Annotated in this window: 11 protein-coding genes; 3 read left to right on the top strand and 8 right to left on the bottom strand. The window is 63.5% G+C overall.

Annotated features, from left to right (window positions below):
- Positions 1-31: 31 nt before the first annotated feature.
- Complete coding sequence (locus tag B0G83_RS27635) at positions 32-820, bottom strand: alpha/beta fold hydrolase (RefSeq protein WP_105510558.1); 789 nt, start codon at positions 818-820, stop codon at positions 32-34.
- Between the two features lie 169 nt (positions 821-989).
- Here B0G83_RS27635 and B0G83_RS27630 point away from each other — a divergent pair, with 169 nt between their 5' ends.
- Positions 990-2,465 carry an HD domain-containing phosphohydrolase gene (locus tag B0G83_RS27630; RefSeq protein ID WP_105510557.1) on the top strand — a complete coding sequence of 492 codons (1,476 nt, stop codon included), beginning with the start codon at positions 990-992 and terminating at the stop codon, positions 2,463-2,465.
- Positions 2,466-2,477: 12 nt separating this feature from the next.
- Here the strand turns inward: B0G83_RS27630 and speD are convergent, their stop codons facing one another.
- The 5 genes from speD to B0G83_RS27610 form a co-directional block, all read right to left on the bottom strand.
- On the bottom strand, positions 2,478-2,861 hold the full coding sequence (gene speD, locus B0G83_RS27625) for an adenosylmethionine decarboxylase (protein ID WP_105510556.1): 384 nt from the start codon (positions 2,859-2,861) through the stop codon (positions 2,478-2,480).
- 38 nt (positions 2,862-2,899) lie between these two features.
- Complete coding sequence (locus tag B0G83_RS38740; protein WP_167444649.1) at positions 2,900-3,046, bottom strand: hypothetical protein; 147 nt, start codon at positions 3,044-3,046, stop codon at positions 2,900-2,902.
- A 2-nt stretch (positions 3,047-3,048) separates the two neighbouring features.
- On the bottom strand, positions 3,049-4,587 hold the full coding sequence (locus tag B0G83_RS27620; RefSeq protein ID WP_105510555.1) for a DUF4178 domain-containing protein: 1,539 nt from the start codon (positions 4,585-4,587) through the stop codon (positions 3,049-3,051).
- 9 nt (positions 4,588-4,596) lie between these two features.
- Entirely contained in the window at positions 4,597-5,604 is a 1,008-nt protein-coding gene (locus B0G83_RS27615) for an SPFH domain-containing protein (protein WP_105510602.1), read from the bottom strand.
- Positions 5,605-5,669: 65 nt separating this feature from the next.
- The gene (locus tag B0G83_RS27610; protein WP_105510554.1) at positions 5,670-6,056 is read right to left on the bottom strand and encodes a DUF350 domain-containing protein; all 387 of its coding nucleotides are present in this window, start codon (positions 6,054-6,056) and stop codon (positions 5,670-5,672) included.
- 86 nt (positions 6,057-6,142) lie between these two features.
- Between B0G83_RS27610 and B0G83_RS27605 the strand changes: the two genes are divergently transcribed.
- Together B0G83_RS27605 and B0G83_RS27600 are read left to right on the top strand one after the other, a co-directional pair.
- Positions 6,143-7,657 carry a polyamine aminopropyltransferase gene (locus B0G83_RS27605; RefSeq protein ID WP_105510601.1) on the top strand — a complete coding sequence of 505 codons (1,515 nt, stop codon included), beginning with the start codon at positions 6,143-6,145 and terminating at the stop codon, positions 7,655-7,657.
- Positions 7,657-9,300 carry an FAD-dependent oxidoreductase gene (locus tag B0G83_RS27600; protein ID WP_105510553.1) on the top strand — a complete coding sequence of 548 codons (1,644 nt, stop codon included), beginning with the start codon at positions 7,657-7,659 and terminating at the stop codon, positions 9,298-9,300. Before B0G83_RS27605 ends, B0G83_RS27600 begins: the two co-directional genes overlap by 1 nt.
- Positions 9,301-9,520: 220 nt before the next feature.
- Here the strand turns inward: B0G83_RS27600 and B0G83_RS27595 are convergent, their stop codons facing one another.
- Positions 9,521-9,982, bottom strand: a complete 462-nt coding sequence (locus tag B0G83_RS27595; protein WP_105510552.1) for a (2Fe-2S)-binding protein — start codon at positions 9,980-9,982, stop codon at positions 9,521-9,523.
- Positions 9,983-10,034: 52 nt separating this feature from the next.
- Positions 10,035-12,305 carry a xanthine dehydrogenase family protein molybdopterin-binding subunit gene (locus B0G83_RS27590; RefSeq protein WP_105510551.1) on the bottom strand — a complete coding sequence of 757 codons (2,271 nt, stop codon included), beginning with the start codon at positions 12,303-12,305 and terminating at the stop codon, positions 10,035-10,037.
- Between the last annotated feature and the right edge of the window lie 174 nt (positions 12,306-12,479).

Raw genomic sequence — 12,479 nt, 5'->3', positions numbered from 1 at the left:
CCGGACATCACACGTCAGACATACAGCCGACTCACTTCGTGGCCCGCGCCGCTTCGATGATTGCAGCCGCAACTTCCGTCGGCTTGGACAGCATCGCCACATGGCTTGCGTCTACCTTGACCACCGTCGCGCCGATCTGCTGCGCCATGGCGTCCTGCAATGCCGGCGGAATCATACGATCCTTCCCGGTCACGACGAACCACGACGGCTTGTTTTGCCATGCGGCCTGTGTCACTTTGTCGTCGGTGCAACCGGCGAACCACGAACCTTGCGTCGCGGCCACGAGGCGCGCCTGAGCGACCGGCAAATCCTGCGCGAAGTCGTGAATGACGGCGTCGGTCGACAGCGTCAGGTAACCGCCCGAGTCCTTCTGCAACGCGGAGGCCCACGAAGGCGTGGGCTTGCCCTTCAGGATGTCGTTGATCGACTGGTCTTTTTGCGGCGCGAACGCGGCCACATAGACCAGCGATTTGACCTTGTCGTCGTTACCGGCTTGCGTGATGACCGCGCCGCCCCAGGAGTGGCCGACCAGAATCACCGGACCGTTCTGCTGGTCGATTACGCGGCGCGTGGCGGCCACGTCGGCGTCGAGCGAACTCAGCGGGTTCTGGACCGTGACGACATGCAGCCCCTTGGCTTCGAGAAGCGGAATGACCTTCTCCCAGCTCGAACCATCGGCGAACGCGCCGTGCACCAGCACGACGTTCTTGCCTTTGAGGTCGTCGTTGGGCGCGGCGCCGGCCGGCGTCAACGCACTGATCGACAGGAGGCTGCCGAACATCACTGCGGCGGCCAGGCATTTTTTGAGCAGGGTATTCATACTATCGGTCCTTGTGAGGAAGAGAAAATCAGTGGGTTAGATGGCGGATTGAAGGATGCGCCGATCCGGCCGCCGGCTGTATCGGTCGAATGACCGAGGCGCGGAAAGGCCGCTGCGGTGCTTTCGCCAGACGCGGCAAATGAAAGACAGAACGAACAGGTCGACACCTATGGCAGACGTTTCAACAATCCGCGCGCTCGACGCCGTGAAGGCGCTGGCGTTCATCGGCGATCTCAGCATGGGACAGCCCACCGACCACTCGCTGCGCACCAGTTGGCTGGCCGCGCGGTTGGCGGCCGCCGCGGGCCATGACGACGCGCAATGCGGTGTCGTGAAGGAGGTTTCGCTGTTGCGCTGGTCGGGTTGCACGGCCAACGCGTCGGGATTTTCGGAGATGCTGGGCGACGATATCGGCGGTCGCGAAGCGATGCTCGCCATGCGGCCGGGCTGGGGTGGCGCGACCGAATCTCAGGGACGGCTCGAAGCGACAATCACACCGCTCGCGGAGATTCACTGCGAAGTATCGGGGGAAATTGCGCGCATGCTCGGCCTGGAGGGCGCCACTCAATCCGCGCTGCGGCACATTTTCGAAACGTGGGACGGCGGCGGTCTGCCGCAAAAACTCGACGGCGCGCGGGTGCCTGACGCCGTATTTCTCGTCGCGCTCGCGGGCGACCTCGAAATTCTGAGTCGCGTGTATGGCCTGGAGGCGGCGCAAAAATTTATCGCGCAGAAGGCGGGGCACAAATATCCGGATGCACTCGCCCAGGTCGCGTTTGCGCAAGCCGCCGACTGGCTCGCCGAACTCGACGAGCACAACGCGTCGGACCGCGACGAACCACTCGACGCGCTGCCCATGCAACAAGGCACCGCGCCCGAGATCATCGCCGACGTGATCGACCTGAAGTTACCGTGGATGGCCGGCTATTCGCGCCGCGTGGCCGAAGCGGCGGCAGGCTGTTGCGCGCGCCTCGGCTTCGACGACGACATTCGTCACGCCACCTATCTCGCCGGACTGATTCACGGCATGGGCCGCATGGCGGTATCGAACATGATCTGGAATACGCCGGGACGGCTCTCACCGGCCGCGTGGGAGAAGGTGCGCCTCGTACCCTACTGGACCGCGCGCGCCGGTAAGCAGATCGGTGCACTCGCACGTGAATCGGAAATCGCATCGCAGGCTTATGAGCGGCTCGACGGCTCGGGCTATTTCCGCGGCGCGACGGGCGGCATGCTCGGTCGCGAAGCGCGCGTGCTGGCCGCCGCGGCGAGTTGGGTGGCATTGCGCTCGCCGCGTCCGTGGCGCGCGGCGTTGTCGGCGGATGAAGCGGCGGCGGTACTCACTGAAGAAGCGGCGGCGGGTCGACTCGATGCCGACTCCGTGCATGCGCTGCTGAACAGCGAGAAAGACGGGTACGAGGCGGACGCAGAGCGCATCAAGCCGGCGCGTGCCGCGTTGCTGTCACCGCGCGAAGCGGAAGTCTTGCGCCACATCAGTCAGGGCGCGAGCAACAAGGAGGTCGCCAAAACACTGCAAATGAGTCCGAGCACGGTACGCACGCATGTGGAAAGCGTGTTCCGCAAGCTCGAATGTTCGACGCGCGCGGCGGCTACGCTGAAAGCCTCGACCCTGCGGTTGATCTGAGGCGAGTTAGCGCTAGCGTGGCGGCGTCACGTTGCCTCGTTCGCAGGTGCGCAGGTTCCGCACTTCAGCTCGCAAATCAAGGGCAATTCGTTCGACCGCCTGGTCGGGTCGAGCGTGGCCGCACATGAAAATATCGAGGGCGGCGAAGCGATGTTCGGGCCACGTGTGGATCGTGATGTGCGACTCCGCAAGCAACACGACACCCGTCACGCCATGCTCGCCGCCGAAGTGATGAAAATGCGCCGACAACACGCGCGCGCCGGCTTCTTGGGCGGCATTCACCAGAATCGATTCGAGCGTGGGGGCGTCGCGTAACAGGTCGGCCGCGATTCCGCCCAGATCGGCCAGCACATGCGTGCCATATGCGTCACGCGGTGTAGACGTGATTGCGGCCATGGTCGTAGACACGAGTTGCGACAACGGTAGCGCCCCGCTCACTTGTGCGCCCCATACGACGAATAACCGCTACGCGCCGACGTCCCGCCATAACCGCCACCACTCCCACCGCTTCCCGTCATCGACGTGCAACTGAACATGACGATCACCACGAACGCGTAGAGCGCATATAAAAACTGTCTCACGCTTACCTCGACTCGTCGTGGAAGGCGCGCCAGATCCACTCGGGCGCCCACAAGGCCAGCATGCCGATAATCACCAGCACCGTCGAGCCATCGAATTCGAACAGCTTGCCGAAGTTGACAAACGTCATCACGCCCGTGGCGATCCAGGGCCACGGCCCGAAGCCGGCAGTCGTGAAGCCTTCCTTGGCCGGTTCGAGGTCGCTTGCGCTGGAAGTGGGCCGGGACGCACGACGGCTCACCGCCGCGCCAGCCGCCAGTTCCGGCATGCCGAACCGTTCGGCCACCTTGCCGTTGGTCAGCGGCCTCGCGCGCGACCAGACGATTTCGTCGGCGGTGATTTCGCGCGTCATCTTGAAGTCGCGCCAGGCGAAATCTGTAATCGACGTTCTGTCGCCCACCTGCACACGCCAGTTGAACGCACCCGCCACATAGGTCACTTCCGAAACGTAGTGCTCGCTCTCGCGGTAGGTCTTGCCGTCGTCGAGCACCTGGCCGCTCTGGCTGATCATCGGCCAGCGATTCAACACTTCCACGCGCTCCCAGCGGCCTTCGCTATGCACTTGCCACAGGAACCCGCGGTCGAGGTTGTGCAACAGATATTCGTCCCAGCTGGCTTCGCCGTCCGGCGTGCGGCAACGCATCAGGCCGAGCACCGTGTACTTCGCACCGTCGAAGGTTGCGCTCGCACCGAGCGGCAACGCGGTGTCGATCGCTTCGAGCGTGCGTTTTTTCGAAAACAGCGTGGCCTGTTGCGCGCTGCAATCCACACCCGCATGACACGAACCGCAGATCACATAATCCGCGACGCCGACCGGGCAATCGAGCGACGCGCCGCAACTCGGGCACGTGAACGCCGCCAGGTCGCCGCGATAGCGTCCCGCCGATTCGCGAATCGCCGCTTCGTCGCGCAAACCCTGACACGCGAGTTCGGCGAGTTCCACCGACTCGCCCGAATACAGCGCCGGCTTGCCGTGTTGCTGATCGGCGTCGGCGTAGTCGAGCGTGATGAAATGGTCTTCGTAGCGGAAGTCCGCCACCCGCGCCTGCCAGCCGTCGCCGACACGAAACGGCAACTCGCCCTCGCCGCCCACGCATTGCGCCGTGCGGATATCCGACGCGAGAAAGCGCTTGCCGTCGAACTCGAAGGGCACACCCGGGCTCAGCGAGTCGAAGGGCGGCAGCATGGCGGTCTCGGCAGCTTCCAGCGCTCGCTGCGTGGTGACCGCGTACTGGCCCGATGCATCGGAGAGCCAGCCGAACGTGCCGTCGTCGAAAGTGGCGTACCACTCGCTCCAGTAGCCCGCGTCGTAGCGCAACTGGATCCGGCCGAGCAGCGTGAACGAGCGCGTTTGATACTGGCCGGTGGCGCCGAGTTGCAACGGTGAATAGTCCTCGAACACCGAGGCCATTTCACCGAGGCGTTCAACGGCTTCGCCGTGTTTGAGCAAGGTGCTGCGGCACGATCCGCACACGGCCATCACGGCTGCGGCGGAGCGGAATTCGAGCGGTGCGCCGCATTGTGGACACGAGGTACTGAACATCGAGTGCGCTTATTTCGTCAGCTTCGCGAGAATCTCGGCTTTCGCCTTCGCATAGTCGTCTTCGGTGACGAGGCCTTTGTCGAGCAAGGTCTTGAGTTGCTGCAAGCGCTCGACGTAGTCGTTTGCCACGGCTGCCGGCTGTGCGGGCGTCTGCGCTTGCGTCTGATTGAGCGCGCCCGTCATGGTCTGCGCGATCGCCGCGCCGGCCGCGAGGCCCGCGCCGACACCGGCCACGCCGCCGGCATTCTGCGCGGCGAGCGGAATTGACTGCGCGGCCTGGTACTGCGCGAACTTGTTCAGGTCGCCGCTCACGCCGACGCTGATACGCGCGTCGAGCGCCTTTTGCAGCGCGTCCGGCAGCGAGACGCTTTGCACCGTGAACGAATCGAGCGCCACGCCGTAACGCGCGAACACCGGCGCGAGCGCCTGGCCGATGCGTTGCGACAGCACCTCCTGATTCGCGGCCATGTCCAAGAACGCGACGTCGGCCGAACCGAACGCCACGCTCATGGCGGTCACGACGAGATTGCGCAATTGCTGTTCGAGGTCGTCGACGGTATAAACGCCGCGCGTGCCGCTGATCTCGCGATGAAACGCCGGCACGTCGACTACCCGGTAAGAGTAGATGCCGAAAGCGCGTACCTGCACGAGGCCGAATTCGCTGTCGCGGATCGTGACGGGTTGCGGCGTGCCCCAGCGGCGGCCGAGTTGCAAACGCGTGCTGAAGAAATACACGTCGGACTTGAACGGCGATTCGAACAGCTTGTCCCAGTTGCGCAGGCTGGTCAGCAGCGGCAGCGTGCGCGTGGTCAGCGTGTACAGGCCAGGGCCGAATACGTCGGCAATGCGGCCTTCGTTGACGAACAGCGCCATTTGCGACTCGCGCACCGTCAATTGGCCGCCGTACTGGATTTCCTGGTCTTCCATCGGATAACGCCAGGCTAATACGCCGTCACTGTCTTCCGTCCATTGCAGGACGTCGACAAACTGCTTGCGAATAAACGAACCGAGACTCATCGTGTACTCCTCGCGCGCGGCGCCCGCCAATCGGGCATTAAGATGAAAATGTATGAAATGTGAAATCAGGTCAGGCAAGCGGCATTGATAATACCCACCACTAGCGAAGCCGCGCCCATCAATCCGCCCATGGCGTTATTACGCGTTTCAATCGCATGGTTCATGCCGGGCAATAAGCGCGTGAGTACGGCATAAGTGGCGACCTGCACGATCATCGCACCGAATGCCCAGATCAGCACGAGCACCAGCGTGGAGTTGTGCGCAATGCTCGACGCGAGCGTCAGGCAGAAGCCGATCAGCGCGCCGGCAAAGGACAGCAGCGCCGCCACGTTGCCTTCGCGGATCAACGCCAGTTCGTCGAACGGTGTGACCTTGAGGTAAACTGCCGCGAATCCGAGGATCAGCACAAACGCCGACAGTAAATGAATCCCATAAGAAAAGGCATCACCCATTTAATCTCCCGGATTTTGTGTGTCGCGACGGCGCGCGCAAATCGCCGCCAGTATATCCAGATCGGACCGGAGTGCCCAGCATGAAGATTAAACATAATCGCATGCTGATTCTGTCCGTACTGGTGCTGGCGTCGTGCGGATTGGGTTATGAGCTGATCAGCAGTACCTTGTCCAGCTATTTGCTCGGCGACTCGGTATTGCAGTTCTCGTCGGTGATCGGTTGTTATCTGTTTGCCATGGGCGTGGGCTCGTGGCTCGCCAGGTTCGTCGACGACGACGACGTGCTCGACCGCTTCGTGGATATCGAATTACTGGTGGGCCTGCTCGGCGGTTTGTCGGCAGCAATGTTGTTCGGCGTGTTCGCGTGGCTGTCCACGCCGTTTCGCGCGGCGCTCTATGCGGTGGTGCTGGTGCTCGGCGCGCTGATCGGCATGGAGATTCCGCTGGTGATGCGCGCGTTCCAGCAGCGTCGTCAGGCGTTCCGCCACACCGTGAGCGACGTGCTCACGTTCGACTATCTCGGTTCGCTCGCGGTCTCGCTGCTGTTTCCTCTGGTGCTCGCGCCGCGTCTCGGCCTGCTGCGCACCAGCTTTCTGTTCGGCATTCTCAACGCGCTGGTCGCGCTGTGGACCACCCACACGTTCCGCGCCGAAATCAGCAACGTGCCGGGCAAGCTGATGCGCGCCGCGCTTGTCATCAGCCTGCTCGGCGCCGGTTTCGCGCTATCGGAGCGTCTGACGCATTGGGCCGAGCACGGCTTGTACGGCGACGAGACGATCTTCTCCGAAACCACGCCGTATCAGCGTATCGTGCTCACGCAATGGCATGACGACATGCGTCTCTACCTGAACGGCAATCTGCAATTTTCGACACGCGACGAACACCGCTATCACGAGGCGCTGATTCATCCGACACTCGAAGCGTTACCGTGGGCGAAGCATGTGCTCGTGCTCGGCGGCGGCGATGGACTCGCCGTGCGCGAAATCCTCAAGCATCGCAACGTCGAGACGGTGACGCTGGTCGATCTCGACCCGGCCATGACGCGGATGTTTTCCACCTCGGCGCCGCTCGTCAAACTCAATCAAGGCTCATTGAAAGACCCACGCGTCCACGTAATCAACGACGACGCCGTGCGCTGGCTCGAATCCAACGCCGAGGTCTTCGACGCGATCGTGGTGGACTTTCCCGATCCGACCAACTTCGGTTTAGGCCGGCTGTACTCGGTGCCGGTGTATCGCATGCTGTCGCGACATCTGTCCGAGAACGGCTATGCGGTGATTCAATCCACCTCGCCGTATTTCGCGCCGCACGCGTACTGGACAATCGTCGACACGTTGCGCGAGGCGGGCTTCAACACATGGCCGTATCACTGCTATGTGCCCTCGTTCGGCGACTGGGGTTTCGTGATTGCCGGCAAGCGTCGCGACTATACGATCCCCACGCACTATTCGGAGCCGATGCGCTGGCTCGACGCGCAGACCGCGATTGAAATGTTCCACTTTCCCGCCGACATGCCCGCATTGCCGATGGCGCCGAATCAGATGAACGACCAGCCGCTCGTCCGCCTTTTCGACGACGACTGGAAGCACGTGCTGCGCTGATGGACCGCCGCACTTTTCTTTTTGCGGGCGCGGCTGGCGCGGTGGGGGCGGCCGCGTTGGGCGCGCTGCCCGATCTCAGCCGCACCGGCTGGATCGAAACGACGCCGGTGATCGACAGTCCCGGCATGCGCGAAGGTCATGCGCTGCGCGACCATCGCGGTTTGCCGGCGCCGTCCGGCACGCTCGAGACCGACGTCGCGATTCTCGGCGCGGGCGCGGCCGGTTTATCGTGCGCGTGGCAACTCGCGCGAGCGGGGCACAAGGATTTTGTCGTGCTCGCCGGACCCGAATTCGGCGGCAATGCGGCCGGTGGCCGCTATGGCGAGCTAGGCTATCCGAAGGGAGCGCATTATCTGCCGTTACCGTCGATGGAATCGACGCACCTGCGCGACATGCTTGCCGACCTCGGCGTGATCGAAGCCGATCCGTTCACCGCGCGGCCGGTGTTCGACGAACGCGTGCTGGTGCACGCGCCGGACGAACGCTTGCTGATCGACGGTCAATGGCAGGACGGCCTGGTGCCGACGCTCGGCGTGAATCACGCGGAAATCGCGCAGCAGCAGCGCTTTTTCGCCTACACCGACGCACTGCGCACCGCCGTGGGCAGCGACGGCCGCAAGGTGTTCTGCATTCCGCTCGCGCAGTCGTCGCAAGAACCGCGCTGGCGCGCATTGGACAAGCGCTCGTTCAAACAGTGGCTGCTCGACGAAGGCTATACCGCGTCGTCGCTGCACTGGTATCTGAATTACGCGTGTCGCGACGATTTCGGCGCCGGTTATGAACATGTCTCCGCGTGGGCCGGCTTGCATTACTTCTCGTCGCGCGGCGGCCATGCGCGTAATGCGGAAGACGGCGCGGTGCTGACCTGGCCCGACGGTCTGCATGGCATGGTGACGAAACTGAGCGCGTCGATCACGCAACGCGTGGGCAAATCCACATGGTCAGTGCCGGGCTTTGCCGCGCGTGTCGATGAAAAACCGGGTGGCGTGGAAGTACTCTGCGTACGCATCGACAGCAATAATGTGCCCACTACCTTCGTGCTGAAAGCGCGCCGCGTGGTGTCGGCCATGCCGCTTTTCGTCGCGCAGCACGTCATACCGCATCTGTCTGCGTATGGTTTCGACGCGCCGCGCGACCTGCCGCCGCGTGCGCCGTGGCTTGTCTCCAACTTCCTGATGGACGGCATGCCGCGCGAAGCGCAAGGCGTGCCGCTCGCGTGGGACAACGTCGTCTATCGCGGCGAAGGCCTCGGTTATGTGGTCTCGACGCATCAACTGATCCGCCTGTCGCCGCCGCAACGCTCGGTGTTCTCGGCCTATCAGGCGCTCGATCTGAAGACGCCCGACGACACCCGTCGCTGGCTCGCCGCCGCGCATCCCGACGAACTGCGCGCGCAAGCGTCGATCGATCTGCTGCCCGCTTATGGCCGCGACCTGTGGCGTCACGCCACCGCACTGGAAATCACCGTACGCGGTCACGCCATGGCGACGCCGGATGTCGGCTTCCTCAGCCGTCCCGGGCTGCTCGCGTTACGCGACGCGGAAGGACCGGTGCTGTTCGCGCACGCGGATCTGTCGGGCATGTCGCTATTCGAGGAAGCGTCCTACTGGGGCGTACTCGCGGCAAATCGCGCCCTGGGATAACCCCGAATTTGTTTACGTTTTATTTTTGATAAGCTTTCTTTAAGCTTTCATTTCGGGTTAAATGTTCTTCATCACTCACTCACGCTACGGGTCACGTATGTCGCAATTCATGCAAGGCGCAGTCACACTGGGCGGATGTATCGGCATTTTCACGGCCGTGGTCGCCGTGGTGGAAATGTTCGCTAATTAAGCGCGCAAACGCGTCGAAACGTCGCTGGCGTTATGCCGGCCGACGTTTCGACGCGGCCTGATGAATCGCCGCCCGCACGCGCGGATACGTGCCGCAACGGCATACGATGTTAGACATGGCCGCGTCGATATCGGCGTCCGTGGGATTGGGTTTCTGTTTGAGTAGCGCGCAGGCCGCCATGAGTTGCGCGCTCTGGCAATAACCGCACTGCACCACGTCGAGATCGATCCACGCCGCTTTCAAAGCCTGCGCTTCAGCGCCCTGCACGCCTTCTATCGTCGTGATCTTCTGCGCATGCAGGCTCGACATCAGCGTCTGGCATGACAGGCTCGCCTTGCCGTCCAGATGAACCGTACACGCGCCGCAAATGCCCACGCCGCAGCCGAATTTGGTGCCGGTCATGCCGAGTTCCGCACGCAGCACCCACAGCAGCGGCATGTCCGGCTCGGCCTGCACCGCTACCGCGCGGCCATTGATATTTAGCGATCCCATGCGGGTCTCCTCGTGATTCCCGTTCTCTTTGTGTACTTGAGCTTGCTACGCGTTACGCCAGTTTCAGCGGCAAGGTTCGCAGACGTTGGCCCGTCAGCGCGAACACTGCATTCGCCACGGCCGGTGCGACCGGTGGCACACCCGGCTCACCGACGCCTTGCGGATGCAGTCGACTCGGCATGATCTCGGTTTCGATCGTCGGACAATCATTCATCCGCACCACAGGAAAATCCACGAAGTTCTTCTGCTGCACCTGACCGTCGACGATCGTGATTTCATCCTGCAACGCGGTCGAGAGGCCGAACACGATCGCGCTCTCCATTTGCTGGCGGATCAGATTCGGATTCACCGGCAAGCCGCAATCGATCACACAGATCACGCGATGCACGCGAATCTGCTTGCCCGGCCCGATCGACACCTCCACCACCTGCGCGACGACGCTGCCGAACGCCTCGTGCAGCGCGACACCGCGCGAGCGCGGCGCGCCGTCGGCGGCATGACTCAACGGGCGCCCCCACTCCGATAACGCGGCAACCCGCTTCAAGACCGCCAGATGGCGCGGATGCCGCGCGAGCAGTTCGGCGCGAAACGCAATCGGATCGCGGCCGGCGGCGGCAGCGAGTTCGTCGGTGAAACTCTCCGTGAAAAACGCCTGATGCGAATGGCCGACCGAACGCCAGAAACCAACCGGCACCGGCAATTCGACGATCTTGTGCGCGACACGCGCGGCGGGCCATTCGTAGGGTTGATCGAATGCGCCTTCGCAGGTGGTTTTGTCGATCGGGATTCGCGGCACGCCGTAGTAGCGCGCGAGCGATTCCGGCACGATCGCCTGACCCGCGGACAGGCTGTCCCATGCAATCAGTTTGCCGTGTGCATCGAGACCGGCCCTGAGCCGCGACACGCAAGCGGGTCGATAGAAATCGTGCGTGAAATCCTGCGCGCGCGACCAGATGGTCTGCACCGGACGTCCACCGCCCTGGCGCGCGATCACCGCGGCCTGCGCGATGAAATCGAGTTCGAGACGCCGGCCGAATGCGCCGCCGAGCAATTGGGTTTGCACATCGACCTTGTCGGCGTCGAGGTTCAGCACCTTGGCGACGTGATGACGCGCGAGCGCGGGGACTTGCGTGGAAACCCACACCGTCGCCGCACCCTCCGCAACCTGCACGGTGCAATTGAGCGGTTCGACCGCGCCGTGCGCGAGATACGGCGCGTGATAGTCGGCGCTGAGCGTGCGCGCGGCGCCGTTCATTGCGGTGTCGACATCGCCGAGTCGGTAGTAGGCGTGGCCGTCGCTATCGTCCAATGCTTGCGCGAGACGGTTTTGCACCTCCGCGCTCGACACGTGCGCTGCGGCGCCGTCGTTCCAATCGACGGTGACGGCGGTGACGGCGTTCATCGCGCGAAACGGGTTGTCGGCAATGACCGCGACGCCGCCGGTTCCACCGTTGTACGGCGCGACGGTGAACGCCTTGATAAACCCCGGCAGTTTCTCCGCAGGCCCGGCGTCGAACTGCGCGACCGTCCCACCCAGCGTGGGACACATGACGACGCTCGCGTAGAGTAGGCCGTCCGGCAGCGCGTCGATGCCGAAGCGGGCCGTGCCGTTGATCTTCGACGCGGCTTCGATGCGGCGGACCGGTTTGCCGATCAGCTTGAAGTCGGCCGGGTCTTTTAACGCCACGTTGCGCGGCAGCGATTGCTGCGCCGCCAGCGACGACAACTCGCCGAAGCTCGCCCGATGTCCCGACGGATGCAACACGCGGCCACTTTCCGCACGGCATTCGGCAGCCGGCACTTGCCATTGCGCGGCCGCCGCGCCGATCAGCATCGCGCGCGCCGAGGCGCCGGCTTCGCGCATCGGCGTCCACAGATCGTTGATGCTCGACGACCCGCCCGTCATCATCGTGCCGGCGTCGCGCACCAGTTTGCGAGTCATCCAGACCGTCGCGCGCTTCACGGCGCTGTCGTCGTCGGGACGAAACGGCAGATCGTCGACGATGTTCTGCACGCTATTGTAGATTCCGTCGATCGGCGAATCCTCCACGCGCACTTGCGACCAGTCCGCGTCGAGCTCTTCGGCGAGCAACATCGCCAGGCCCGTATGGACGCCCTGCCCCATTTCCGCTTTGCACATCATGATGGTCACGCTGTTGTCGACCGCGATCTTGACCCAGCCGTTCAGCGGTACTTGCGTGCCTTGCGCGGGTAACGGCGTGGAGGTCGTGAGCCTTTGACCCGGCGGCAGCACCGACCAGCCGACCAGCAGCGCGCCCACTGCGCCGGCGCCGCCGAGCAGGAAGGTTCTGCGCTTCAACATGGCGAGGCTCGGTGAGCTTGCATGGTGACCGACGTTGGAATGCGCGCGGGCGCGCGGGTTTAGCGTGGCAGGTGTTCGGATAGTAGTAAGACGGGGGAGCGATTGCGGGACTTAAATTCGGGAATTTAAGTCAATCGTGGTGAGGCGGAGGGTTAACGCGAAGTTGCCGCCAGG

The organism is Paraburkholderia sp. BL21I4N1, from assembly GCF_002973525.1.
Classification (GTDB): Bacteria; Pseudomonadota; Gammaproteobacteria; order Burkholderiales; family Burkholderiaceae; genus Paraburkholderia.
Note: the sequence above shows the minus strand (reverse complement) of the source record. Positions and strands in the feature narration are given on the sequence as shown.